The 23,887-nt window shown below is 71.1% G+C and carries 20 protein-coding genes and 3 pseudogenes; 12 read left to right on the forward strand and 11 right to left on the reverse strand.

Annotated elements, in window-relative coordinates:
* Positions 1 to 156: 156 nt before the first annotated feature.
* A complete protein-coding gene (locus OO52_RS42390) occupies positions 157 to 927 on the reverse strand; it encodes an IS5/IS1182 family transposase (protein WP_030657811.1) in 771 nt (256 codons plus the stop codon).
* Positions 928 to 967: 40 nt separating this feature from the next.
* The gene (locus tag OO52_RS42395) at positions 968 to 1,810 is read right to left on the reverse strand and encodes an SDR family NAD(P)-dependent oxidoreductase (RefSeq protein WP_030657810.1); all 843 of its coding nucleotides are present in this window, start codon (positions 1,808 to 1,810) and stop codon (positions 968 to 970) included.
* Between the two features lie 427 nt (positions 1,811 to 2,237).
* Here OO52_RS42395 and OO52_RS51865 point away from each other — a divergent pair, with 427 nt between their 5' ends.
* The gene (locus OO52_RS51865; RefSeq protein WP_167347960.1) at positions 2,238 to 2,405 is read left to right on the forward strand and encodes a hypothetical protein; all 168 of its coding nucleotides are present in this window, start codon (positions 2,238 to 2,240) and stop codon (positions 2,403 to 2,405) included.
* Between the two features lie 506 nt (positions 2,406 to 2,911).
* Positions 2,912 to 5,464, forward strand: coding sequence for a hypothetical protein (locus tag OO52_RS42400; protein ID WP_030657807.1), 2,553 nt, complete (start codon positions 2,912 to 2,914; stop codon positions 5,462 to 5,464).
* A 72-nt stretch (positions 5,465 to 5,536) separates the two neighbouring features.
* On the opposite strand, the gene OO52_RS42405 is transcribed toward OO52_RS42400, so the two are convergent.
* Positions 5,537 to 6,325 (reverse strand): ATP-grasp domain-containing protein, encoded by a 789-nt coding sequence (locus tag OO52_RS42405; protein ID WP_048910771.1) that lies wholly within the window; start codon positions 6,323 to 6,325, stop codon positions 5,537 to 5,539.
* A gap of 588 nt (positions 6,326 to 6,913) precedes the next feature.
* Here OO52_RS42405 and OO52_RS42410 point away from each other — a divergent pair.
* Together OO52_RS42410 and OO52_RS48820 are read left to right on the forward strand one after the other, a co-directional pair.
* A complete protein-coding gene (locus OO52_RS42410) occupies positions 6,914 to 7,843 on the forward strand; it encodes a GNAT family N-acetyltransferase (protein ID WP_030657803.1) in 930 nt (309 codons plus the stop codon).
* Positions 7,844 to 7,940: 97 nt separating this feature from the next.
* A pseudogene (locus OO52_RS48820) lies at positions 7,941 to 8,709 on the forward strand (IS5 family transposase).
* A gap of 9 nt (positions 8,710 to 8,718) precedes the next feature.
* On the opposite strand, the gene OO52_RS42420 reads toward OO52_RS48820, so the two are convergent.
* Positions 8,719 to 9,609 carry a LysR family transcriptional regulator gene (locus tag OO52_RS42420; RefSeq protein WP_030657799.1) on the reverse strand — a complete coding sequence of 297 codons (891 nt, stop codon included), beginning with the start codon at positions 9,607 to 9,609 and terminating at the stop codon, positions 8,719 to 8,721.
* A 78-nt stretch (positions 9,610 to 9,687) separates the two neighbouring features.
* Here OO52_RS42420 and OO52_RS42425 point away from each other — a divergent pair, with 78 nt between their 5' ends.
* The 3 genes from OO52_RS42425 to OO52_RS54855 are packed head-to-tail and all read left to right on the forward strand — an operon-like array spanning position 9,688 to position 11,574.
* Positions 9,688 to 10,662 carry an EamA family transporter gene (locus tag OO52_RS42425; protein WP_030657797.1) on the forward strand — a complete coding sequence of 325 codons (975 nt, stop codon included), beginning with the start codon at positions 9,688 to 9,690 and terminating at the stop codon, positions 10,660 to 10,662.
* 26 nt (positions 10,663 to 10,688) lie between these two features.
* Entirely contained in the window at positions 10,689 to 11,375 is a 687-nt protein-coding gene (locus tag OO52_RS42430; protein WP_051819056.1) for an NAD(P)-dependent oxidoreductase, read from the forward strand.
* A gap of 4 nt (positions 11,376 to 11,379) precedes the next feature.
* Positions 11,380 to 11,574: a hypothetical protein gene (locus OO52_RS54855; RefSeq protein ID WP_420711461.1), complete on the forward strand. Its 195-nt coding sequence runs from the start codon at positions 11,380 to 11,382 to the stop codon at positions 11,572 to 11,574.
* Between the two features lie 301 nt (positions 11,575 to 11,875).
* On the opposite strand, the gene OO52_RS42435 is transcribed toward OO52_RS54855, so the two are convergent.
* The 3 genes from OO52_RS42435 to OO52_RS42440 form a co-directional block, all read right to left on the reverse strand.
* The gene (locus OO52_RS42435; RefSeq protein WP_030657792.1) at positions 11,876 to 12,721 is read right to left on the reverse strand and encodes an MBL fold metallo-hydrolase; all 846 of its coding nucleotides are present in this window, start codon (positions 12,719 to 12,721) and stop codon (positions 11,876 to 11,878) included.
* Between the two features lie 633 nt (positions 12,722 to 13,354).
* Positions 13,355 to 13,492: an SDR family oxidoreductase gene (locus OO52_RS48835; RefSeq protein WP_420711460.1), complete on the reverse strand. Its 138-nt coding sequence runs from the start codon at positions 13,490 to 13,492 to the stop codon at positions 13,355 to 13,357.
* Positions 13,489 to 15,426, reverse strand: a complete 1,938-nt coding sequence (locus OO52_RS42440; RefSeq protein ID WP_030657790.1) for an AfsR/SARP family transcriptional regulator — start codon at positions 15,424 to 15,426, stop codon at positions 13,489 to 13,491. The genes OO52_RS48835 and OO52_RS42440 overlap by 4 nt, the downstream gene beginning before the upstream one ends.
* Before the next feature lie 137 nt (positions 15,427 to 15,563).
* Here OO52_RS42440 and OO52_RS42445 point away from each other — a divergent pair, with 137 nt between their 5' ends.
* On the forward strand, positions 15,564 to 16,442 hold the full coding sequence (locus OO52_RS42445) for an alpha/beta fold hydrolase (protein WP_030657788.1): 879 nt from the start codon (positions 15,564 to 15,566) through the stop codon (positions 16,440 to 16,442).
* A gap of 307 nt (positions 16,443 to 16,749) precedes the next feature.
* Here OO52_RS42445 and OO52_RS42450 read toward each other — a convergent pair whose 3' ends face one another.
* Both OO52_RS42450 and OO52_RS42455 read right to left on the reverse strand, forming a co-directional pair.
* The gene (locus OO52_RS42450) at positions 16,750 to 17,571 is read right to left on the reverse strand and encodes a DUF1963 domain-containing protein (RefSeq protein ID WP_030657786.1); all 822 of its coding nucleotides are present in this window, start codon (positions 17,569 to 17,571) and stop codon (positions 16,750 to 16,752) included.
* A gap of 416 nt (positions 17,572 to 17,987) precedes the next feature.
* Entirely contained in the window at positions 17,988 to 18,974 is a 987-nt protein-coding gene (locus OO52_RS42455) for an alpha/beta fold hydrolase (protein WP_030657784.1), read from the reverse strand.
* A 139-nt stretch (positions 18,975 to 19,113) separates the two neighbouring features.
* On the opposite strand from OO52_RS42455, the gene OO52_RS42460 reads away from it, so the two are divergent.
* The 3 genes and pseudogenes from OO52_RS42460 to OO52_RS54865 all read left to right on the forward strand — a co-directional run.
* Positions 19,114 to 19,743: a helix-turn-helix domain-containing protein gene (locus OO52_RS42460; RefSeq protein WP_030657782.1), complete on the forward strand. Its 630-nt coding sequence runs from the start codon at positions 19,114 to 19,116 to the stop codon at positions 19,741 to 19,743.
* 167 nt (positions 19,744 to 19,910) lie between these two features.
* Positions 19,911 to 20,309, forward strand: a pseudogene (locus tag OO52_RS54860) (nitrilase-related carbon-nitrogen hydrolase); the annotation flags it as partial.
* Between the two features lie 12 nt (positions 20,310 to 20,321).
* Positions 20,322 to 21,194, forward strand: a pseudogene (locus tag OO52_RS54865) (IS5 family transposase); the annotation flags it as partial.
* 169 nt (positions 21,195 to 21,363) lie between these two features.
* Here OO52_RS54865 and OO52_RS42470 read toward each other — a convergent pair.
* Both OO52_RS42470 and OO52_RS42475 read right to left on the reverse strand, forming a co-directional pair.
* Positions 21,364 to 21,600, reverse strand: coding sequence for a hypothetical protein (locus tag OO52_RS42470; protein ID WP_234338046.1), 237 nt, complete (start codon positions 21,598 to 21,600; stop codon positions 21,364 to 21,366).
* Between the two features lie 520 nt (positions 21,601 to 22,120).
* Entirely contained in the window at positions 22,121 to 23,107 is a 987-nt protein-coding gene (locus OO52_RS42475) for a zinc-dependent alcohol dehydrogenase family protein (protein ID WP_030657778.1), read from the reverse strand.
* 127 nt (positions 23,108 to 23,234) lie between these two features.
* Here OO52_RS42475 and OO52_RS42480 point away from each other — a divergent pair, with 127 nt between their 5' ends.
* Positions 23,235 to 23,831 (forward strand): TetR/AcrR family transcriptional regulator, encoded by a 597-nt coding sequence (locus OO52_RS42480; RefSeq protein ID WP_030657776.1) that lies wholly within the window; start codon positions 23,235 to 23,237, stop codon positions 23,829 to 23,831.
* Positions 23,832 to 23,887 lie beyond the last annotated feature (56 nt).

The following is a 23,887-nucleotide window of genomic DNA, read 5'->3' on the forward strand; positions in this document are numbered from 1 at the left end:
CACATGTTCAGGCGAAGGCCGCTTCCATGTACGGCGGATACCGGACCGAGTGATCAAGTTCGACGCACCATTCGACGTCGGCCGTTAAAGATCAAGCTAAAGGGTGTTGCAAAAGGCTTGGTGGCGGCGTGTCTGGGTGATGGCTGACCTGCTGTTTCACCCTGTCTTGGCGAGGTTGTGCATGGTGGCGACGGCCTGGACGGCGTGGTGGAGGCCGTCGCCTCTTTGGCGGCAGTCGCGGAGGATCTTCCAGTTCTTCATCCGGGCGAAGGTGTGCTCGACGCGGGCACGGACGCGCCGGTGTTCGGCGTTGTCTTCCTCCTGGTCGCGCAGGAGGGGGCGCCCTGCTCGTCTGCGGTGCGGGACGATCAGGCCGGTGCCCAGGTAGGCGCCGTCTGCGATCACCGTGGTGCCTGCCGCTACGGCCGGCAGGTCCGACTCGCGCCAGACATGCGCGTCTGCCTTGTTGCCGGGTGCCGGCCGGGCGGATGCCACTACCAGGCGGGTGTCGGCATCGATGATGACCTGCACATTCGCCGAAAGCCGGTAGTTGCGTGAGGAGGCTGCGACCTTACGGTCACGGACCGGGATCAGGGTGCCGTCCACGATCCATAACCGTTCCACGCCCGGCACCGGCCTGGGCGCCGGCTCCAGCGCAAGCAACGGCCGCAGACGCTGGATGATCCGGCAGACGGTGGCCGGTGAGCAGCCGAAGAGCGGTGCGAGCTGCCGCATGGTGAGGTTCGTGCGGTAATACACGGCCACCAGCAGCACCCGCGCGGCCAGCGGAAGACACCACGGCCGACCACCACCTGGGCCGTTGCCGCCCCGCTCCCGCACCACCCGAAGCAGCTTCTCGAACCGCCCCATCCGCAACCCGGTGAACTTCTCCACCCACACCGGCTCAGCCCTCAACACCCCACCCATACAGGGGAAATGCCCGCCACCAAGCCTTTTGCAACACCCTTTAGCTGGCCGCCTTGACGGGGGTGGGCATCAGAGAGTCCCACAGAGCGGTGGCCTGGCCCCGGTCGCGGGCGGCCAGCTCTTCCAGACACCAGTCCTGGCCGAGGAGCTGCTTCACGCGCGGGATGGCCTCGCCGTCGGGGCCGCTGTAGTAGTGGACCTTCTTGGTGTCGCCGTCAGTGACCATGCGGAACATCATCTCGGCGGTGAGGGCCGGGTCGGAGCGGACGAGGTTCAGCGACGCGAAGGTGTTCCAGGAGGCGACGTATTCCTCCGGAACGTTCTCGGCGCGGTCGACCTTGCTGAAGAACTTGGTCTCGTGGCTGCCGGGGTGCAGGGCCTTGACCTGGACGCCGAACTCGGCCAGTTCCGCGTGCAGGCCCTCGCTGAGCGAGGCGACCGCGGCCTTCGATGCCTGGTACACCGAGGTGTACGGGAAACCCGCGTCGGCGCTGATGGAGCTGACGTTGACGATGACGCCCGAGCGCTGCTTGCGGAAGATCGGAATGACCGTCTTGTTCAGTGCGATCAGCCCGAAGACGTTGGTCTGGAACTGGCGGTGGGCCTGGTCCATCGTGATGGCCTCCAGCGGGCCGCCCTGGAAGTATCCGGCGTTGTTGATGAGCGCGTCCAGGCGACCGAACTGGGACAGCGCGAGGTCACCGAAGGCGAGAGCGGCGTCCTCGTGGTCGACGTTCGGCAGGAGCGTCCTGACGTTGTCGAGGCCGGCGTGCGCGTCCAGGTCGGCTTCCTTGCGGACGGTGGCCACCACGTTCCACCCGGCCTCGGCGAAGCGGCGCACACTCAGGTACCCGAACCCGCTCGCAGTGCCGGTGATGACGATGGTCTTCGCAGGCGTGGGAAAGTTCTTTCGATGAGGTGAGTGCGTTTCCCCTGCAACTTGGTGAAACAGTAGTTCGCTAAGTCTGTGGGCGGTGTGCGCCGCTTGGACCGGCTGGTAGGCGCCGGGGAGCCGGCAGATGTGGGCGTGCGTCATGCTTCGCGCCGTCTTCACCGGCCCCCTCGTCACCGCCGGCCTGTCCCTGCGGCGCCTCGAAGTTCCCAGGACGGGCCGGCCCGCGCATCACGCCGCACTCCCACAAGGCGGCAAGCCCTCGTCACGCTCACGCCTGAGCCCATCCCTACCGCCGGCCCGCCGACTCGTCCCGGGCCCGCGCCTGGCGCCTCAGCGGTAGTCGGGGATGACTGCACGTCTGCGGAGACGGTGACCGGGCATACGGGCTTCACCCCCTTCGAGAGGAGTTCGTCTCATGCTCGGCATAGTCGCGGCAGTGCTGTTCTTCGTGTCCTTCCTGATCAACGCGGCGGATCTCAGCACCAACGATGTGTTCACTTCGACGAACGTGATGCTGCTGGGGCTGACCGCTCTGGCTCTGCACGTGGCCGGTATCGGTTCCGGCTGGGCCCGCAGACGCTGACCTCCATCGACCCGGGGCCTGGTGACAGCTGTCACCAGGCCCCGTCCTTCTCACTGTCAGGCCGGCTCACTCAGCGCGCCCAGCCGCAGGCCCAGGCCCCCACTTGACACTCACAGACCTGATCTATGACGCCGCGACAGACGTCCCGGCCCTCGGCCTTCTCCAGCCCGGCCCCGACCGGCACCGTCTGTGCTGGTGTGCGCGGAGCCTGTCTCCGGGGAACGGTGGTGCGGGGAGCGCGGCCCCTCCCTCACCGAGCGTCGATGGACGGCCGCCGCGGGCGGGCGCGGGTACGGTCGCGCGTTGCCGGACGTCGTGCCCGGCGTGGGCAGGGATGGGCAGGGGTGGGCAGGGGTGGCGCTGGTCCACCGCCCGCACACGTGCGTCACGCCCGCGCCGGGCGGTGGCGGGGCAGCCTCCGAGCGGTGTCGTCCGGTACGCGGTCGGGTAGTTCTCAGCCGTGGCCGTACACGGCGTCCGCGTGCCGGGGGAGGCGGAGGAGACGTATGGGCGACTTCGACCGGATCTTCGATCCGCATTTCGCGGCCGTCGATCTGTTCACCGACCGCGGCGCGGAGAACAGGGTGTTCACGCAGGCGCTGGCACGTCACGCGGCGCGCGTGCGGAACGGCACGGCCGTGCTGGGCAGGGCCGCCCGGCGGAACGTCGTGGTGTTCTACGGGATCGGCGGCATCGGCAAGACGGAGCTGTCGAAGCGACTGGAGCGGTGGGTCCTCGGGGAGTTACCGGATCCAGGGGACTGGGGCCGACCGCCGTCGTACGAACCGGCGGTCAGGACGGTCAGGGTCGACTTCCACGGCAGTGCCGCCGTCAACGCGGTCGACATCGTGTTGCGGCTGCGTGCCGCGGTGGCGGACTCCGGGAACAGGTTCCCGGCGTTCGACCTGGGGCTCGCCGCCTGGTGGTCGTTCGCGTCGCCGGGCGTCCCGCTCCCCGATCTGCGCAGCGGGCGCGGGTCGGACGTGCGCGCCCAGATCACGGACACCCTGAACGACATCCTGAGCGATGCCGGCGCCCGGCTGGGCGTGGGACCGCTGACCGTACGCACGGGCATGCGGCTCGTCGACGCGATCCGCTCACGGCGGCTGCGGGACCGGACGTTGCGCGACTGCGCGCCCCTGGGGGCGGTGATCGACCAGGCGCGGCTGAACCCGACGCCGTACGTCGCCGCCACTCTCGCGGGCTTGCTCTCCTGGGACATCGAGCGGCTGCCGGTCGCGGAACGGCCCTTGGTCGTGGCCTTCGCCGACGCCGTCGAGTACGTCCAGAGCGAGGAGCAGGCCCAGGAGCGCTTGCTGAACCGGATCGTGCATCTGAGCCCCGGCATCCTGTGGGTGGTCACCTCCCGCTCCACCCTGACCTGGGCGTCGGCCGCCAACGGCCTGCTGCCGGCATCGGGTCCGCAAATCTGGCCCGGGCTGAGGCTCGACGCGCCGGACGGGCAGCAGCACCTCATCGGGGACCTGTCGGACACGGACGTCGACCGCTATCTGAGGGCAGCCTCCGGCACGGCCGGCAACCCGGTCCTCGGCCCGGAGGTGATCGACCGGGTCCGGCGTGGTGCGCACGGCCTGCCGCTCTACCTCGACCTGTCGTTGTCCATCGCCCGGCAGGCGGGCACGGCCTCGCCGGACGAGACGATGTTCGGAAGGCCGCTGCCGGAACTCGTGATCCGGCTCTTCGCCGACCTGCCCGACCAGGAGCGTGACGTGGCACGCGCCGCAGCCCTCGTACCCCGTTTCGACCCGGGCCTGGTGGCCCGCGCCAGCGGCGCGCTCGACGGCAGCGCACGGAAGTTCTGCGCTCGCTCCCTGGTCACCCGCGACACCCACCCGGTGTTCCCCTACCGGCTGCACGATGCCGTACGCGCGGCGATCGCCGACGAGTCCCTGTCCTCCGGCGGGGCGTGGTCCGCGGCCGACCGGGCCACGTGTGCCGCGGCGCTCCTGGAGGTGCTCCGGGAGCGGAACGCCGAAGAATCGACCGATCCCGAGCGGCGCGCCTACCTGCTCGAGCTGAGCGTGGGACTGTGCACAGCCCATACCCTGCGGGCCCCCTGGCTGCTCGAGGCGATCACCGACCTGCCCGGCATGGGCGGGCTCGCCGACCGGCTCCCCGCACCGTCCGACACCACCTGGATCGGTATGCTGTGCGGCTTCCTCGAGGCCTGGCACGACCGGAGCCTGCGGCAACGCATCGCCTACCTGGACGACTTCACCAATCGCCCACTGCCGGACGACATCCGCCGTATGGCGCTGCGGTGGCTCGCGTTCGGGCACCGCCTCGCCGGGGAACCGGAGACCGCCCTGCGTATCCTCCGGACGCTGCTGTCCGAGACGCCGGACTCGGAAACGCTGCGCTACCAAGTCGCCCGGACACTGCGCTCGCTCAGCCGCTACGACGACTTGGCGCGCCATCTCGAACAGCATCCGGTGAACGACCCGACCGCCCTGGCACGGCTCCGCAGTGATCTGGCGTACGACCGTGGTGAGATCGCCGCGTCGCTGGCCGGACCGAGGGAGCGCGCGGCCCGACTGCGCGCGGAGGGCAGGCACAGCGCCGCCCTGGAGAACGAGGTGACGCTGCTGTGGCGGGCCACCCTGCTGCGACGCACGGCACCAGGGGACATCGACGCACCGATGAGGGAGGCGGAACGGTATGCCTCCTGGTTCGACCTGCGGACCGCCCTGGCGTGCAAGGCCCTGCTCGTCGCGGGTGACGCCACCGCGTTCCCCCGCGTCGCCGCGGAGGCCACTGCCGTGGTCGAGGCCTCGGCCGGGTCGCCTGGATGGCGTGAGTGGACAGCGGCTCTCGTACACGGCCTCCGACTGGGCGACCGGAGGCTGATCGAGGCGACGTACACCGCGTGGGCGTCCATGCGGCGCCACCGCACCCCGGCCTACATCGTCGTCGACCGTCTCTGTGTCTACGCCGGCTATCCGTCCTGTCGCGCGCTGCCGCAGACCGCGGACGGCGGGGGGCGGGATGCCTCCGAGGGATGGCACGCGGTCATCCGGGACCTGGTGGGAGAGGCGTGACGCGGACGGCACGCGCACGCTGTGGCAGACCGGACCGCACGGCGCCGGGGATGGGGCTGGCCGTCCCAGCGTTCACCGAGGGCGGAAACAAGCCCTGACACCGGTCTCGTACACCCGTTGCGCGGCCGCGTGGCATACGGCGTCCTGTCTGCTGAACCGCTCCAGACACACACCGCTGTTGACCTCGATCACAGCGAGTTCTCCGTCGACCTCCACGATGTCGACGGAGCCGAAGGCCAACCCCAGGCAGGCCATCGCCCGCCGCGCCAATCCGCCGAGCGGGCCGCACACCTCGGGATGGTCCAGCACGACAGCGGACGCGCCGAGTTTGAGGTTGTGCCGCCACTCGACGCCGTCGTCCCAGTCGGTATGGCCGGCTTCAAGCCGCGGCCCCGCGCAGCGTTTCTCGAAAACGAGTTCGGTCCGCCCGTTGAGCACGACCACCCGGTACTCATGGCGGATGGGCATCCACGGAGAGACCGTCAGCGCCGAGTAACGTGTGGTCAGAGCACTCAAAGCGGCCAGGAGACGGTCCGGTGACTCCGCTCGGCACACATCACGGCCGCCGCTCGAACTCAGCGGCTTGAGGACGACGGGCACCGGCAGCCGGGCCGCCATGTCCGACACGGACTCGTGTGGCCGCCACCGCAACAGACGATGCGGGACGTGAGGCACGCCGTCGTCCGACAGCAGGACCGAGGTGGCCACCTTGTCGGTGGCCAGGAGCGCCGAAGCGGCGTCGTTGAGCGGGAAGTTGTAGCCGACGACATGGCACCTGCGCCCGTGTGCCCGCAACTCCGCGACCCAGTGCTCCGAGTGCCAGCGCAGGTCCACACCGCTGCGGGCCGCGGCCCGCTCCATGTGTGTCACGAAGTGCCGGCGGAACGGTGCCGGGCCACCGTCCGCACGTGTCTCCCACTGTCCCGTCGAATTCAACTCGCCGCCTCACCACCGTAGTTCCGCGCGGATCACCCGCTGACGCACCTGCCTCCTCGGCCGACGGTCGGCCGGTGAGGTCCGGCTTCCGGAGTACTGCCCGGCTGCCGACACCGCCGGCTGCCAGCCTCACGGTTCGTGCGGCCGAGAGCCAGCTCGGACGCGGGGATCGGGCGCATCTCCATACGATCACCGCGAATGGCGGGCTCCGTTCCGGCCAGGCCGACAGCGGCGCCTCAAGGACGCCCACGGCCACGGCGACGGCCGAGATCGCAGCCACCAGGACGACAACAACGATCAGTGCTCAGCGAACGGCACCAGCACGCCGTTCAAGCGCGTGGGGCGCGGAGCGTCGTCGTCCATCGGGGCTTTGCTGATCGTTTCGGAATGAGGTGCGCAGGCTCGTCGTTCGTAGCGGGTGCGGAGCCGTGGGCGATGCTGTGTCGGGTCCCCGAGATAGGCAACGACAAATATCGGTTGTGAACAGCTGCACGGTCCTGCGACGGTGCCCGTGTGCATTGCAGAGCCGTCAACGAGTCCGACATCGAGGCGATCTTCGATCTCTTCGGCTGCGCCGAGCACGCCGCAATCGGGCGCCGGGAGACGACGCGAGCAGACGTGCGTGAGCTGCTCGCGAGCCCCGGCCTGGATATGGCGTCGCGGACGATGGTCGTGGAGTCGAAGGAGGGTCGGCTCAGTGGCTTCGTCGCCCTGCATCCGGCACCGCAGGGTGGCCAACTCCGGGCCCATCTGATCCTTGCACCCGCAGACGGCGCTGCGGACACGGCTCGAGCACTGCTTCACCTGCTCGACGAGTGGGCGCTACGGGACGCGCCACACCCCAACACCCCCGTGACCATGTTTCAGCTGCCCAACTGCCCGGCCCATGACCTCATGGCCGCCGAGGGCTGGAGCATCGTGCACAGCTACGCGCGCCTCAGAGCCGACCTGGACACCACCGAGTTCCCTGAACCGGCTCAGCCGCCCCTCGGTGTTCGACTGCGCGTCGCTGCCGATGACCAGGACCGGCGCGCCGTCCACTCTGTATTGGAGGACGCGCTGGCCGGGCACTGGAACCACCGGCGGCGTACCTTCGCCGAGTTTGACCGTGACCAGCGACAGCGCGGCAGCTACGACGCGGCCCTGTGGTGGCTGGCCGAGGTCGATGGGGTCTGTGCGGGTGCTGTCATCGCTCGCGACCCGTCGGAGCGCGCATGGATCGCCTGGCTCGGAGTTCTCGATGCCTACCGCGGCCGCGGCATCGGCACGCAGTTGTTGCGCACCGTCTTCCGGCTCCTCCGGGACCGTGGCCATCACAGCGTGGGCGTCGACGTCGACACCCACAACTCCGCCGGCGCTCTCAGCGTCTACCGGGCCGCCGGGATGAGCGAGCGGGGCACCGCTGACCAGTGGCGCAAGATCTACGCCCACCAGCCTTTCTGACCAATTCAGTTGCGCCTCGGATCTCGCGCTCGGCGATCTTGGTCGGCAGGGTGTCCGCGTGCGTGCTGATCTTGTTTCAAATGACCTGTAAGAGCGCATGGCTCCGCTGCTTCCGCCCGCTCCCGAACGGCGCCGCCGCTACCCCGGCGGTTGCGCGTTCCGCCCAGGGCGGCCCTCGCGGGCGTCATGTACGTCTTGCGGACCGGTGTTGCGTGGCGCGATGTGCCCGCCGAGACTGTGGGCTGCTCCGGAGTCACAGCCTGGCGAAGGTTGCGCGACTGGACCGAGGCCGGCGTACGGCCCCCGCTTGCACACCGCCCTGCTGACCGAGTTGCGCCGCGCCGATGTGCTGGACCTGGACGACTGCGCGGTGGACGGGTCGCACATCCGGGCTCTCAAAGGGGGGATCACGTTGGCCCTCGCCCGTCGACCGATCCCGTCCCGGCTCCAAACACCATCTGATCGTTGACCGCCACGGAACTCCGCTGGTCGTCACGTGCACCGGCGGGAACCGACACGATGTCACCCAGCTCCTGCCTCTGCTGGACGCGGTCCCATCGATCCGGGGCCTGCGGGGACGCCCCCGTCGCAAGCCCCGACGCTTGTACGCCGACCGGGGCTATGACCTCGACAAGTGCCGCCGCCTGCTGTGGAAGCGCGGCATCAAGCCAGTGATCGCCCGACGCGGCGTCGCCCACGGTTCCGGACTGGGCAAGGTCCGTTGGGTCGTCGAGCGCGCCTTCGCCTGGCTGCATCATTTCAAACGGCTCCGCACCCGCTACGAACGACGAGCCGACCTCCACCAGGGCCTGCTCGAACCGGCCTGCAGTCTCATCTGCCTCCGCCGCCTACGAACCTCATTCTGAAACGATCAGTTAGCCGCTGTCCCTGACCCCGAGGATGCCGAGCATCGCCCGGGTTGGCGGGCTGGGGTTGAACCGGCTCCACACCAGGTACTCCACGCGGCGCGGCCCGCCGGTCACCGGGACCAGCGCCAGCGCGGGGTCGTCGGCGGCATGCGTCCGGATGAACGCCGACGGCAGCAGGGCGACGCCGAGCCCGTGCGCGATCAGCCCGGTGATCAGCTCCACGACACCGGACTCGTACGCCACGTCGCGGACCAGACCCGCCGCGGCGAACGCCTGGTCGGACTGAGCCCGGGCGGGCGTCCCTGCCACGAAGTCCACGAACGTCTCCGCGGCGATGTCGTGCAGCGTGACCTCAGGTGCGCCCGCCAGCCGGTGCCCGGTCGGTACCACCAGGACGTGCTCGTCGTGATCGAGCACCACGGCCTCCACACCCGAGGGCCGTTCGCTCTCCGGCAGGCCCAGGAAGGCGATGTCCAGATCGCCGTCGCGGATTGCCGCGGCCAGATCGTCGCTGCGTGCGGAACGGAGTGCGACCCGGACCTCCGGGTGCTGGGCGCGATACCGCTGGAGCAGTTCTGGCACGTCGACGGCGGCCGTCGTCACGATCACGCCGATCCGGAGCCGCCCCCGCACCACGCCGGTCGCTGCGGCGGCGTCGGCAGCCGCGCGGCCGGCGGCGGCCAGACACTCGCGCGCACCGGCCACGAACGCCGCTCCCGCGCTGGTCAGTTCGACACGGCGGCTGGTCCGGGCGAACAGCCTGACCCCGAGCTCGCGTTCCAGGCTCGCGATCCGGTGGCTGAGAGACGACTGCACCACGGAGCAGCGCTCGGCTGCGCGCGTGAAGTTGCGGGTTTCGGCGACGGCAACGACGTAGTGCATCTGCTGGAGGTCCACCGAACGATCGTTTTCGTTCATGGCTGCCATCGCAAGCATGCGTTGGATTCATGGCGGGCAGCGCGGAGACTGCATCGCATGCATTCCTCGATACGACGGTCACCGGACCGTCCTCGAACCACGTCCGCCCATCAGGCGGCCACTGTCGCCCTGACCGCACTCGCTCCCGCGTCCTGGGGCACCACGTACGTCGTCACCACGGAGCTGCTGCCCCCGGGCCATCCGCTGTTCGCCGGGCTGATGCGCGCCCTTCCCGCCGGGCTGCTCGGGCTGGTGATCACCCGGATGCTGCCGCGCGGGGACTGGTGGTGGAAGGCCGCCGTCCTCGGTGTGCTCAACATCGGTGGCCTGCCCCTGCTGTTCGTGGCGGCCGAACGGCTCCCCGGCGGTGTCGCCGCCACCCTCAGCGCCGCCCAGCCGTTGCTGGTCGCAGGCCTGGGCATAGCGGTGCTCCACGACCGGCCCACGGCTTGGCGGCTGGCCTGGGGCGTTCTCGGCGTGCTCGGCGTCGGACTCGTCGTGCTCGGCCCGCAGGCCCGGCTGGACCCGGTCGGGGTACTGGCCGGCCTCGGCCACACGGCCACCATGGCCGGCGGGATCGTGCTCACCAAGCGTTGGGGCCGTCCGGCGGGGGCCGGTCCGCTGACCCTGGCCGGGTGGCAACTGACGGCCGGCGGTCTGCTGTTGCTCCCGCTGACCGTCGCGTTCGAGGGGGTGCCGCAGCGGATCGACGCCGGAGCGGCCGGCGGTTACCTGTGGCTCGGCAGCATGGGCGGGCTGATCGCCTACACCCTGTGGTTCCGCGGCATCGGGCAACTTCCGGTCGGCGCGTCCGCGCCGCTGGTGCTGCTGTCCCCGCTGGTCGCGGCCCTCATCGGCATCGCGCTCGGCGAGTCACTGAGCCTGCTTCAGACCCTGGGATTCGTCCTCGCCCTGGCCGCCCTGCTGGCCGCGCAGCTCAATGCCCCTGGCCTGCCCGGCCGCAGGATGCGCGGGGGACCGGCAGTGGCTCACATCCGAGAGGACCAGGTATCGGAAGGCCGACTGCCATGACGACAAGCTCGACGGAGACAACCTCGATGAAGACAGGCATGACGATCGCCGTGCTCGGCGCCACCGGCATGGTCGGCAGCCGGGTGGTCACCGAGGCCCGTGCTCGCGGGCACCGGGTCCTCGCTCTGTCCCGTACCCCCGCGAGCGACGACCCGGACGTGACGCCGATCGCGGTGGACGCGACCGACTACCACGCCTTGCACGATGCGCTGGCGGGCTCCGCCGCGCACTGGGCCGCGGACGCCGTCGTGCTGACCATCCGCACCGAACCGGCCGACCGGGAGTTCCTGGTCGGCGCTACCCGCACGGTGCTGGACCTCACCGCACAGCTCGGGATCCGCGTCCTCGTTGTCGGCGGCGCCGGCGCACTGCGCAGCCCCGACGATCCCGATCTCCTGGTCGCCGACGACCCGGCGTACGTGCCCGCCGAAGTGCAGGCGGTCGCCGCCGCCGGGGTGGCACAGTTGCGGACCTGCCAGGCCCACGCCGGTGCCGACTGGGTCTACCTCGGTCCACCGGCCCTGCTGGAGACCGGTGAACGGACTGGCCGCTACCGGCGCGGCACCGACACCCTGCTCACCGACGCCGACGGGCGGTCATGGATCAGCGCCGAGGACCTGGCCGTCGCCGTCCTCGACGAACTCGGCGCCCCCGGACCCGAACGCCTTGTCACCGTCGTCCACCGCGACGCCGGGAGCCAAACGTCTTCCTGAGTCGATGGCGACCCGCCGCTGGTCGAAGGCCCTCGGGGCCGACGTTCACGAGGTACGCATGAAAACCAACGCGCATAACGTGACCTTGCTCTTCTCGTGGGACGGGGTGATCCGAGTCATGCCGAGAGGGAACGGCTGCGGTCGTTCCTGCCGGCCAGCTACGGGCGTTGTGGCCGGTGGCGAAACCGCCGGCAGGTGATCGACGGGATTCTGCACCGGGTGCGGACTGGGCGGCGCTGTTCATGGCGCTCACCGTGCGCCGCCTGTGCTGGCCGATGAGGTGGCTGCCGCGATCGCGCGAGGGGAGTCCGGCTTACGCGCGCGGGGCGCCGCAGGCGCCGTGGTGTTCGGCGCGGATGGCGCGGGTCTCGGCGGCTGCCCGGTCCTCGGCCGCCTGGCGCCCGGCACGGGCCGGTGTGGTGGACTGATGCCCGGAGTAGCCAATGTGGCCTCGCAGCGGGGCCTCACGGCTGGCTGCTGTGCACGGTCACCGACGGAGGTCAGGAGTAGAGTGCGACGGCTCCGCCCCACAGAGCGCCAGGATTCAGGCGCTCGGGGAACCGCTCCAACATGGCGTTGAAGAAGGCGAGAGCGCTGTCGTGCTCAGGGAGAAGCTCGTCGACGGCGTCGAGGTACTGGCGGGTCTCGCTGATGCAGCGGGTGGCATCGTCGTCGAGTTCCTTGTTCTTGTGCCCGGTGACGATGTGGCGGGGCCTGAGGTCCTCGACGATTGCGATGGCTCGGCGCCAGGCGTCCAGGCCGCCGTGCCCGGCCTCGACCAGGAACTGGTGCACGCCGTTGTAGATCACGTCGCCCGCGACCACGAGGTCGAGGTCGGGGACATGCAGGACGCTCGTGTCGTCGGTGTCGCTGTGGCCGACTTCGACGATGAGCAGGTCATGGCCTTCCAGCGTGAACCGGTTGTCGGGCACGGTGACGGCCGTGACGGGCGCGTCCGGGATCTGGCCGGGGAAGATCTTGTCCCAGAAGCCCGCACGGATCGCCACGTTGTGGTGCATCTGCTTGATCGTGCCGGTCGTCGCGACGACCTGGGCGCCGAATCGCTCGGACAGGACACCCGCGGTGAACCAGTGGTCGCCGTGACCGTGCGTGGCGAATATGTGGGTCAGGTTCTTGCCGGTGGCCTTGATCCACTCACCGACGGCCTCGGCCTGAGCGGCAGTCATGGGCGGGTCGACGAGCACGGCCTCACGCTCGCCGTGGACAAGCGTCGTGGACAGGGGCGAGAACATCCGCCGGTCGCCATTGGGGACGAGCTCGGGCACGTTCAGCCGGATCGGGTCGGAGATGAAGACCTCGTACTCGAGTGCGCTGTTCGACGGCATGACGCTACCTCTCGTTCATGAAGCTGACGGGCGTACGACGTGTGTGGGGCCAAGGTGGCGCAGTCCACAAGGGGCGCACTGCACGGTCGCGGAGGGTTCGGTCAGGGCCCGGCTGATGCCCTGACTGCCTCCGGTGACGAGGACAGTGGAACCCCCGATGGCGGTCATGAATGTGCTCCAAGCGTGACCCGACGGCGGAAGCGCCTTCTCTGTTCAACCCGGTTGAACCGACACTTTCCCTCACTGTAAACCGATCGGTTTCCTCGCGGCAATAAGAGGCGAGTCGCGCCGTAGACCTCGTCCGTCCTGGCCGGTAACGCGATGGGCAGGCCGGGCTTCGGCCCGCGGGGCCTGGTCTGCCCGGTCGCCGTCGAACGGGCTGCCCGGCGGCGACCGGCGGTCTGAGTGGTCAACTCTTCCCAGAAGGGCTATTGCGTCGTCCACCTGAAGAACCGGCGGGCCCTGGCTCGCCACCTCGGCCGCCGCGAGCACATGAGCGACTCTGTCCAGGCCGTCGCCGGACTGCTGTCCCACCAACAGACCGCGGACCTGACATCGGCACGGCAGACGTGAACGTCAAACCCCGCCGACATCCTCGACGCCTCACCGCCCACCGTGCACGAACTCGTTGGTCTAGTACGCGAGCTGCCCGATGCCCCCGTCGACGCGCAGCACGGTCCCTGCGGTGTAGGCGGATTCGTCCGAGGCGAGGCAGACCGCCGCCTTCGCCAGCTCGGTGGCGGTTCCCAGGCGATGGAGAGGCACGGTCATCTCTTGTCGGTGCAGGCCTCCGCCTCCGCCAGGTACCGCGCCACCGGCCCCAGCGTCAGCATCCCGCTCGCTCCGCCCGCGTGTTCGGTGCGGGCGGCGCGCAGGACCGTTGCCGCGCGGGCGGCGATCGGGCGCTCGCCGAGGCGGGCGGCGGCGTGGGCGGTCAGGCACCAGAGTGCCTCCTGCATGTGGTCAAGGGGTGGTTCGGGCGTCATGGTCAGGGCGGTCCGGGCCTCCTCGGCCCGGTTCTGGGCGAGCAGTACCAAGGGCTGCGTCCAGGGGCGGTACGGGCCCCAGTCGAGGGCGGGATCGGTGGGCGCGGGACGGCCGTGCAGGAGACGAAGGCCCAGGAGGGCGAGGGCGAACAGGCCCCGGTGCAGCCCGGGCATGCCCGCGGTTGCGGCGAGGGCGTCCTCGGCGGCGCGGTAGTGCGCCGCGGCCGTGGCGGCGGCCGGTCCGCCCGGTGCGGCGCTGCGGGCGGCCGTTGCCCGGGCCCGGAACCAGCCGGTGAGTACGGGGACGAGGGAGGCCTCGGTGCTGATGGCGAGCTGTTCGGCGGCCTCGGCGTGTGCGGTCGCGGCGTCGAGGTCACCGAGAGCGGAGGCGGATTGCAGGCGGATGAGCCGGCCGAGCACGGCGAAGTTCGGCAGCTCGTGCCGGGTGGCCAGGTCGAGGATCTTGGCGCCGATCACGTCCCGCGCCGCCGCGAGGCCGGGCCGGGTGAAGGACTGGAGGAACACGCCGTTGAGGGCGAACGCCAGCAGGGCGGGATCGCCCAGCTCCCGGGCCAGCGCCTCGGCCTCGCGCGCAGCCTGTCCGGCGCGCCTCGGTGCGGTGCCGGACAGATCGGCACTGCGGCTCTCGACCGCGACGGTGGCCAGCAGCCGGGCCCGCAGTTCGGCGGGACCGTCGGTGCCGAGCGCGGTGAGTGCACGCTCGGCCGCCGCGACGACGGCGCGGGACTGCTCGGGATCGTCGGCCCGGCTCCAGAGGGCAGGTACGTCGTAGGCGCCGATGACGCGGGCGGTCAGGGCGATGTCTCCGGTGCGCTCCGCTGCCTGGACGGCGGCGAGGCGGTCGCGCCGTGAGTGGACGAGGGCGTCACCACCGGCCAGGGCCAGGGTGCGGGCCAGTTCGACGGTGGTGCGCGGGCCGAGTCGTACGCCGGCGGTCCACACGGTACGCGCGGGCTGGAGCGTCGAAGCTCCTTGGAGGATGTCCGTCTCCAGGCGCCGGAGGTCGGCACCGGGGTCGAGCCCGAGCTGGTCCACGAGCATCGTACGGGCGCGGCGGAGAGTGGCCAGCGCGTCCGCCTGACGGCCCGCCCGGTGCAGTGCGCGGGCCAGCAGTCCCCAGGCCGGCTCCCGCCAGGGATGCTCGGTGACGTGGGCGCCCAGATCGGCGACCAGCTCGGCTCCTGAACCGGAGTCGAGGAGGAGGCGGGCGCGCAGTTCCACCCCCTCCAGCCTCAGCTCCTCCACCCGGGTCCGCTCGCGCTGGGCCCAGGCGGAGCCGGTCACGTCGGCGTAGGCGGGGCCGCGCCAGGCCGTGAGGGCCGCGTCGAGGTCGGTCAGCGCATCAGGTGTACGCCGGGCGCGGGCCAGGGCGTCCTCGAACCGGTGGACGTCCACGTTGTCGCGCGGGAGGCGCAGCGCGTAGCCGGGGCCTTCCGTGACGAGGACGTACGGCGGAGTGCGGGGCGGCCGGTCGGGTTCGATGGCGCGACGCAGCGCGGCGACGAACGTACGCAACGCACCCACGGCGCGCACCGGCGGCTCGACCCACAGGTCGTCCACGAGGGTGTCGGTGGCGACCATCCGTCCCCCGGCGGCGACGAGCCGGGCGAGCACCTCGCGATGGCGGGGTCCGCCCAGGTCGACCGGGGTGCCGTCAGCGCGGAGGGCCCGCACGGCGCCGAGTACGTCGATTCGCATGCCCTCCATCTTCCGTGCCGCGGGTCCGCGGCGTCGAAGCGTACTGATCGGCTGCTGATCGCCGTCGCCCACGCTGATCCCGTCAGTCCTCGGACCAAGGCTTTCGTCGGTCCACCGACCCCAGGAAGGGGCCTTTCATGACGCTCACCATTCCCGGTTTCGACCAGGTCCGCCTGCCCGGCACGGACGGCGTGGAGCTGGCCGCCGCCGTCGGCGGCAGCGGCAGCCCGGTCGTGTTGCTGCACGGCTTTCCGCAGACCCACCTGATGTGGCGGCACGTCGCCGAGCGGCTCGCCGGCGAGCACACGGTGATCTGTCCCGACCTGCGTGGCTACGGCGCCAGCGACAAACCGGCGGCCACCGGCCCCGAGGTGTACTCCAAGCGCACCATGGCCGCCGATGTCGTCGCCCTGGCGGCGGCGCTCGGCCATGAGCGCTTCGCCCTGGTCGGCCACGACCGGGGCGCCCTGGTCGCCTTCCGGGCGGGACTTGACCATCCCGAGACCCTCACACACCTGGGCGTCCTCGACGTCGTGCCGACCCTGGACATGTGGAACGTCCTGCACGGTGCGCCGGCGGCGGTCGGCTACCACCTGTTCCTCATGGCGCAGCCTCCGGGACTGCCGGAGACGATGATCGCCAACAGCGCCGACGCCTACTTCGGCTCCTTCCTCGACACCTGGGCCAGGGACCCGGCCGCCATGCCGGAACCGGTCCGGGCCGCGTACCTGCGGGCGAGCGCCGCGGCCGTGCCGTCGATCGTCGCGGACTACCGGGCCTCGGCGGGCATCGACATCACGCACGACCAGGCGGACCAGGACGCCGGTTCCCAGCTGGCCATGCCCGTGACGGTCGTCCAGCAGGACTGGGGCGCGCGACTCGGCTACGACGCCGCCGCGGTCTGGCACGCGTGGGCGCCAGACCTGGACCACCGGCTCACGAGGGCGGGCCACTTCATGGCCGAGGAGGCGCCCGACGAGATCACGCAGGCGATCCGCGACCTGCTGCTCCGCTGAGCCCTCCACCCCGGCCACGGGAGGCGGCGGGCAAGCCCCGCGATCCGGCGACCGCTGACCGGCCCGCCTCCCTACGGCCGCTGCCGCGGCCCGGGGAACACCAAGCGACGCTCAGCAGGGCGCGGCAGTGCCTCACGGGTGTACGACCGTATCCCTTCCGCTCCGCGGGCGGGTAGGCCGGGGCAGCGAGGGGGCGGCACCTGTTCCGGGCAGACCGATCGCCATGATGGCGTCGCGGACCGGGTGGGCGTCGGCGGGGAGGGCAGCTGATGAGCGCCGGGGAACCGGCCGTCCCCCCCGCACGCGGTCAGGCCATTTCGACGTAGCGATGGATCCGGTCGAAGCGCCGGGCCACCAAGTCCCGGCGGCGGATCACCCAGTGGGCCACGCCGGAGTCCAGTTCCGTGACATCGTCGCCGCACCTCCAGGTGGCCAGGAGAGCCCAGTCGTCGACGCCCTCCCCGTGGGCCGTACCACCCTGCTCGCGAGGGCCGGCCTCCTCGGGATCACGGGCGTAGTGGACGGGGTCGTTCTGGGGAGAGACCGGATGGCCGCCGATCTGCAAGGCCCAGGAAGGACGGTAGCCGCCCACGTCTGCCCAGGCGTCGGCGAGTTCGTCGGCGAGTTCGAACTGCTCGTCCTCGGGGAACTCGCCCCATCGGTCGAGGGCGAAGCTCTCCGGCATCTGCGCGCTCGGCTGGTGCCAGGCCGTGCGGAGCTCACGCGGCCGGTACGGCTCGCGCCAGCTGTGTTCGAGGGGGCTCGGGGTTGCAGGGGTCCCGGCGGGGACGTACAGCACGGCGTCGGACACCTGTTCCCCGATGCCGTGGACATCGGTGCCGGAGAAGAGGAGCAGGTGGCCGTCGGCGGGGAGTGGGAGGCCGGTGGCGTCCGGCGGGAGAGCCGCGAGGTCGACAGAGGCCACGAAGGGATCGGACGGCCTCGGCGCGCCGTGCGGCAGCAGGGGGTCGCCGCCGACCCGGGCCACGAGGGGACCGTCACTGCCCTCCGCCAAGTACACCGCCGGGCGGGCGACACGTATCCATTCCTCCACCTCCTCCGTCGGCAGCCCCCGGGATGCCGCCTCGGCCCGGAAGCGGTTCATTCTGTCCACGTTCGCGCCGGTCACCGGGCCACCCTAACGGGGTCATGGGCGGGCATCGGCAAAACCGAACTGGCTTGCAGGCAAGACAACTTGGCGCTCCTGATCTTTGAAACGTGATGTCGGCAGGGGCTGACGATGGGTGATCGGCGCGGTATGCCGGTTGTGAGACCTCCGCAAGGTGGCGGGCTGACGCCCGAACGGCAGGCGTTTTGCGAGCGGATCCGGCTGGGGCCCGCCGAGTGATTCGCTGCCCATTCCTCCGGCCCACACGCTGACCACCCACCCGGTCCTGCTGCGGGCCGGGCTCCTCGACGAGGCTGACAAGCCCATGCGGTTCGCCGTCTGCGACCAGCCGATCCGCACTCCGTACATCACAGCTCCGGTGCCGCCGCCTCGGGCACCGCGCCAGTGCGCGGACTGCTACGCCTGGATTGCCTGGTTCAGCCCTGGAGGGTGACGAGCCAGTCGGTCAGCAGGCGGTTGACCTCGTCGGGGCGCTCTTGCTGGATCCAGTGGCCGCAGCCGTCCAGGAGGTGGGAGGCCGACAGGCCGGGGAGGGTGGTGGGGTAGGTGTCGATGGCGTCGGACATCCAGGTGGTGGAGGCGTCCAGGGCGCCGCCGACGAACAGGGACGGCTGCAGAATCGGGGCTCCGCGGTGCGGGGCAAGGTCCTCCCAGTCTCGGTCCATGTTGCGGTAGCGGTTGAGTGCGCCGGTGATCCCTGTGCGCTCGAACTCCCCGGCGTAGACGTCGAGGTCGTCCTCGCTCAGCCAGGCCGGGAGGACCCCCGTGGGGAAGCGGTCGCGCAGCCGGCCGCCACGGGTGACGAAGTGCGGGTCGGGCTCGCCCTGGGCGGGCATGGTGTCGGCGGACAGGGCCGCGTAGAAGCCCGCGAGCCAGCCCCGGACGTCGGGCTCGATCTCCGCCTCGGCGCGGCCGGGCTCTTGGAAGTAGGAGACGTAGAACTCCTGCTCGGGGCCGCCGATCCGGCGGAAGATGTCGGTGGGGCGGGGGCCGCCGGGCGGCGCGTAGGGGACGCTCAGCAGGCCGACGGCGCGGAAGACCTCGGGGCGGAGCATGGCGGAGGCGGCGGCGATGTTGGATCCCCAGTCGTGGCCGACGACCACCGCGCTTTCCTCGCCGAGGGCACGTACGACGGCGACGTTGTCCTCCACCAGATCGAGCATTCGGTAGGCGTCGGTCGCCTCCGGCTTGGAGGAGCGGCCGTAACCGCGCACGTCGATCGCCACCGCCCGGTAGCCGGCCGCGGCGAGGGCCGGGAGCTGGCGGCGCCAGGAGTACCAGGACTCGGGAAAGCCGTGCACGAGCAGGACCAGCGGGCCGGTGCCCTGCTCGACCAGGTGCAGGCGCCCGGCCGGGGCCTCCACGGTGCGGTGGCGGAGCTCGGCGGTCGGCTCGGGCTGCATGGGCTTCTCCTTGGTTCGCGGCGACGCGGCTACCCATCGATCATGCGGCGCAGCACCCGCCCGGCGCGATCAGCCTTGCCGTTCTGGCAACCTTGCAGGACAGAGCGGTGGATCGGCACGGCAAGGAGGAGCGTGAAAGGTGGCAGCCGACGACGTGGACGGCACGCTGGCCGCGATGGGGCCCAGGTTGCGGGCCGCGCGCGAACACCACGGCGCGACGCTCGCCGGTGTCAGCTGCGCGACCGGCATCTCGCCCAGCACGCTGTCCCGGATCGAGACCGGCCGACGCAAGCCCACCCTGGAGGTGCTGCTGCAGCTCTCGAAGGAGTACGGCGTCTCCCTGGACGAGCTGGCCGGCACGGCACCCGCCCCCGCGGCCAAGCCGCGCGCTACGGCGCCGCTGAGCTTCGGCGACGACAAGGCGGTGCTGCCGTTGACCCGGTACGTCGGCGGCCTGCACGCCCACAAGCACGTCCTGCCCGCCCTCAAGGACCCGCCCGCGCGGCCCCGGCAGGTCTCCCACGACGGCTACGAGTGGCTGTGCGTCCTGTACGGACGACTGTGGCTGGTGCTCGGCGACCAAGACCTCATCCTGACCCCCGGGGACGTCACCGAGTTCGACACCCGCACCCCGCACGGAGTGGCGAACGCCAGCGCCAGCGGTCCGGTCGAGTACCTGGTCATGTTCGGACCGCAGGGCGAGCGCCTACGGCCGCGCACCCCTCCAAGCGCTGCTCGCGGGACCGGTGACGGAAAGGCTGCTGAGTGAGCGGCTGTGACAAGCTGAGTGCCTTGCCGGTGACAACCACGCTGCTTCGTTCGGTCTCATTGGACGGCGCCCGCGCCACCGGACTGTCGGACGTGGAAATCGATGACATGGACGTGGATTTTTGAGGAGGGGCCCGATGGCACGCTCCGGATCAGCGGCGTGGCGTCATGCGTGAAGGACTGCGGCTGGCGGTTGCGCAGAGCACGGTGCCCGAAGACCCGACCGACTCCGCGAACCTGCGCGCCAGCGGAACGGAGATCCGGCGGCTGATGCGGGAAGCCAGCGCCGCCGGCGCCAGGCTGGTGCAGTTCCCGGAAGGCGCCATCACCTACCCCGGCAAGCATGCGATGTCCTCCGGCCCGCCCGGCCCGCTCGCGGCCGCGGACTGGAGCCGCGTCGACCGGAGTGTCATGCGCGGCCAGGCGCAATCGGTCGCCGACCTGGCCGGGGAGCTGGAACTGTGGGTGGTCTTCGGCTCACTCCACCCCCTGACGCCGCCTCACCGGCCGCACAACAGCCTGTACGTCGTCTCCGACGAAGGTGCGCTCGTCGCCCGTTACGACAAGCGCTACCTGTCCGTGGCGCGTCGACCAGCCGGCATCCGGTCCTACCGCTGCGGAGCCGTCCGAGGCGGACCTCAGGGTCCTCCGCGTCCCTCTGCCCGAAGCCGTCGCCGCCGTACGCGAGCGCCGGCTCCGCTGCGCTCCCAAGCGCCGCACTGGTTCTGTCGCCGGCGGGCTGAGTCGGCCGTCCGCCGGGGCGGACCCGACTCCAGGGACCCCGGCACAACTCACCGCATAACCGGCCCGTCCCCGTGTACGGCACCGACGGTCCGCCTCCACGCCCCGGGCCATCGTCCGGGCCGCCGCGGCGCCGCCCCCAAAACCGGATGGAGGGGCGGTGCCATTGTCGATCAGGTGATGCCCTCATGCCCTCAGGAGATGCGGGCCACAAGTCGGCCACCGCCCAACTGGGCTGCAACGCAGGCGATGCCGCTGGCGAGAAAGCCGCCGTCGAAGTTGCCTGCCGTCCGGCCCCATGCGTCGCCAGTCGACAGGGGCCGGGCCGGCTCCAAGCATCACCTGATCCCCGACGGGCACGGCACCCCGCTCGCGGTCCTCCTCACTGGCGGCAACCGCAACGACGTCACCCAACTGCTGCCACTGCTGGACGCTGTCCCGCCCGTCCACGGCCGCTCGGGACGCCCCAGACGCAGGCCGGACTCACTGTTCGCCGACCGCGGCTACGACCACGACATCTACCGCGACCAGGTCCGTGCCCGCGGCATCGTCCCCGCCATCGCCCGCCGCGGCATCCGGCACGGCACCGGCCTGGACACCTACCGTTGGGTGATCGAGCGGACCTTCGCCTGGCTCCACGGCTTCCGCCGCCTCCGCGTCCGCTGGGAACGCCGAGCCGACATCCACGAAGCCTTCCTCAAGCTGGCCTGCTGTCCACCGACAACTCAACTCATTCTGTTAGCCGTTGTTAGACGCCATTTCAGTCGGCGTGATCTTGCGGCAGTCCGGGATGATGACTGCCGCGCCTATCGAGCGGACGGGCGGCGCGGTTCCTTTCGGCACTGCGCCCGGAGTCTCAGGCCTGCACTCGAAGACTGGCTCAGAACAAGGTGTCGGTGTTCTCGGTGGGTGGCGGGGCGGGCCTGCGGGTGCGGCGGGGACGCTCGGGCTTGGGGTCTTTCCCGAACAGTGCTTGTGTCCCGCATTCGTCGGGCACGGCGGGGACGGGCCGGCACACGGCCGCGTCGGTCAGGTCGACCAGGTCGAGCGGGGCGGAGTCGTCGAAGTCGGCGCGCTGCATACGGGTCCAGTCGCGACCCCGGGTTATGTCGGTCACTGGCGGTCTCCTGTCTGCGTTCGGGGGCCGTGTCACGGTTGTCGTGGCCCAGCGCACCGGCCCGGGGTGTCCCTCCATCCTTCTGCCCACATGACGGTCCCCGGATCGCGCCTCACCGACGACGTACGGTACGTGCCTCCTGTCGGCCCTGAGGACGTCGCGGCCCTGTACGACGCAGGTCGGAGGGCGGACGTGGCCGCTCTCGGAGAGGGCACCAGTGCCGGACCCGGTCCGGCGTTCCGCCGGCCCGCACGCCGGGCTCCGCTGCCCCGCCGGTACGGGACCGCCTCTCCACGGGTGGGATCGGCGGAAAGCCGGGCAGCCGCGGTTCGCACGCCCTCGCGTCCCTGGCGTTCATGGCCGCCCCCGCCGCTGACGCGTGGCCCCGCACACGACCGCACGGGGACCCGGTTCTGTCGGCCCACTTCGTGTCCTACGGGCCGGCACTCCGGCGCCCCGCCCGGCCGCGTCGTGAACCCGTGCTGTCGAGCAGGCCCGCAAGGCGTGTGCGAAGGCGAGGTCACGCTTCGATGTCGACGACGACCTTGCCGTCGGCCGTGCCGCTCTCCACGGCCTGGTGGGCTTCCGCCACCGTGGCGAGGCCGTAGCGGGTCTCGTCCAGCAGCGGACGCAGCCTGCCCTCGTCCACCAGCGCCGCGGCTTCGCGCAGGATCTCACCGTGATGCTCGCGGCCCTCGCCCGTCAGCATCGGCAGCAGCGTGAAGACGCCCGAGTAGGTGGCTCCCCGGAACGACAGGGGTGCCAGCGCATGGGTGCCCCAGCCCAGCGAGCTGACCACATGACCGGTGTAGGTGCGCACCGCCTCGAAGGAGGCGTCCAGGACCGCGCCGCCCACGGTGTCGTAGACGATGTCGAACCCGGCGCCGCCGGTGTGCTCGGCGACGTACCTCTCCACGGGCACCTTGGTGTAGTCGATCGGTACCGCCCCCAGGCGGCGGACGAGCGGTGCCCTGGCACCCGATGCGGTCGCGAACACCTCCGCGCCGCGGGCCGCGGCGATCTGGACCGCGACGCTGCCCACGCCGCCGGCGCCGCCGTGCACCAGAACCTTCTGACCGGCCCGCACGCCGGCCCGGTCCACCAGGCCCTCCCAAGCCGTGATCACGGCCAGCGGCAGCGCGGCTGCCTCACGCATCGACAGCGTGGCCGGCTTGTGAGCCAGCAGGCGCGCGTCGACCGCCGCGAACTCCGCGAGCGAGCCCTGTAGGTCACCGACGCCTCCGGTCAGGCCGTACACCTCGTCGCCCACCGCGAAGCCGTCCACTCCGGGCCCCGTCTCCACCACCCGGCCGGCCAGGTCCATGCCGAGTACCGCCGGGGGCTGCACGCGGGCGTGCGCCGCCCGGCCCGCCCTGATCTTCGTGTCCAGCGGATTCACTCCGCTGGCATGGATCCGCACCAGCACCTGCCCTTCCCTGGGCGTCGGCCGGTCGATCTCCCGCAACTCGAGCGGACCGGCGAACTCCTCGAACACCACGGCACGCATCACAGCATCATCCCTCACACGTCGTTCGCGGCAACGGGAAGCCGCCGCTAATCGAACAGACTAGTCCGTCTGATTAAGGGCTGCAACGGCTACCGGGCGGCGATCGGAACGGACTAGTCTGTCTTGTATGGCGACGCGCGTACGCAAGACGAACACCGAGCAGAGGATTCTCGACACGGCGGCCGGCCTCTTCCACCGGCACGGACTGCGGGGAGTGGGGGTGGATCAGGTCATCGCGGATTCCGGGGTGGCGAAGTCGACGCTGTACGCCCACTTCCGCACCAAGGATGATCTGATCGCCGCCTACCTGCGGCGCACGGACGACTCGTGGATGGGGCAGCTGCAGGCGGCCGCCGAGGCCGCCGGACCCGATCCCGCCCAGCAGCTGGTGGGCCTGTTCGACGCGCTGCAGGCCTCCTTCGACCGCCACGGCTTCTTCGGCTGCCCCTTCATCAGCGCCGCGGTCGAGGCCGAACTCGACTCCAAGGCCCACGCAGCCACCGTCGCCCACACCCGGCGCCGCCAGGAGTGGCTGACCAGCCTCGCCGGTGCGGCGGGGGCCGCGGAGCCGGCCGCGCTGGCCGTACACCTCGGGCTGCTGATCGACGGCGCTCTCGCCTCCGGACGCCTGCTGCAGGACCGCGCGGTCGTCGACGCGGCCAAAGCGTCGGCCCGGGCCGCCGTCCTCGCCCACGCCGCACAGGACACCGCGACCGCTGCGTGAGGCCGCCGCACGGCGGATACGCCGGAGCCGGCCGGAGCCGCGAGCGCGGTGCACGG

Origin of the sequence: Streptomyces flaveolus (assembly GCF_000716535.1) — a bacterium.
GTDB classification, from domain to species: domain Bacteria; phylum Actinomycetota; class Actinomycetes; order Streptomycetales; family Streptomycetaceae; genus Streptomyces; species Streptomyces flaveolus_A.

Coding starts and splice junctions, on each gene's coding strand:
- OO52_RS42390 (WP_030657811.1), bottom strand. CDS start 927: ATGGGTGGGGTGTTGAGGGCTGAGCCGGTGTGGGTGGAGAAGTTCACC.
- OO52_RS51865 (WP_167347960.1), top strand. CDS start 2,238: ATGCTCGGCATAGTCGCGGCAGTGCTGTTCTTCGTGTCCTTCCTGATC.
- OO52_RS42400 (WP_030657807.1), top strand. CDS start 2,912: ATGGGCGACTTCGACCGGATCTTCGATCCGCATTTCGCGGCCGTCGAT.
- OO52_RS42405 (WP_048910771.1), bottom strand. CDS start 6,325: ATGGAGCGGGCCGCGGCCCGCAGCGGTGTGGACCTGCGCTGGCACTCG.
- OO52_RS42425 (WP_030657797.1), top strand. CDS start 9,688: ATGCATTCCTCGATACGACGGTCACCGGACCGTCCTCGAACCACGTCC.
- OO52_RS42430 (WP_051819056.1), top strand. CDS start 10,689: ATGAAGACAGGCATGACGATCGCCGTGCTCGGCGCCACCGGCATGGTC.
- OO52_RS54855 (WP_420711461.1), top strand. CDS start 11,380: ATGGCGACCCGCCGCTGGTCGAAGGCCCTCGGGGCCGACGTTCACGAG.
- OO52_RS42435 (WP_030657792.1), bottom strand. CDS start 12,721: ATGCCGTCGAACAGCGCACTCGAGTACGAGGTCTTCATCTCCGACCCG.
- OO52_RS48835 (WP_420711460.1), bottom strand. CDS start 13,492: ATGACCGTGCCTCTCCATCGCCTGGGAACCGCCACCGAGCTGGCGAAG.
- OO52_RS42440 (WP_030657790.1), bottom strand. CDS start 15,426: ATGCGAATCGACGTACTCGGCGCCGTGCGGGCCCTCCGCGCTGACGGC.
- OO52_RS42445 (WP_030657788.1), top strand. CDS start 15,564: ATGACGCTCACCATTCCCGGTTTCGACCAGGTCCGCCTGCCCGGCACG.
- OO52_RS42455 (WP_030657784.1), bottom strand. CDS start 18,974: ATGCAGCCCGAGCCGACCGCCGAGCTCCGCCACCGCACCGTGGAGGCC.
- OO52_RS42475 (WP_030657778.1), bottom strand. CDS start 23,107: ATGCGTGCCGTGGTGTTCGAGGAGTTCGCCGGTCCGCTCGAGTTGCGG.
- OO52_RS42480 (WP_030657776.1), top strand. CDS start 23,235: ATGGCGACGCGCGTACGCAAGACGAACACCGAGCAGAGGATTCTCGAC.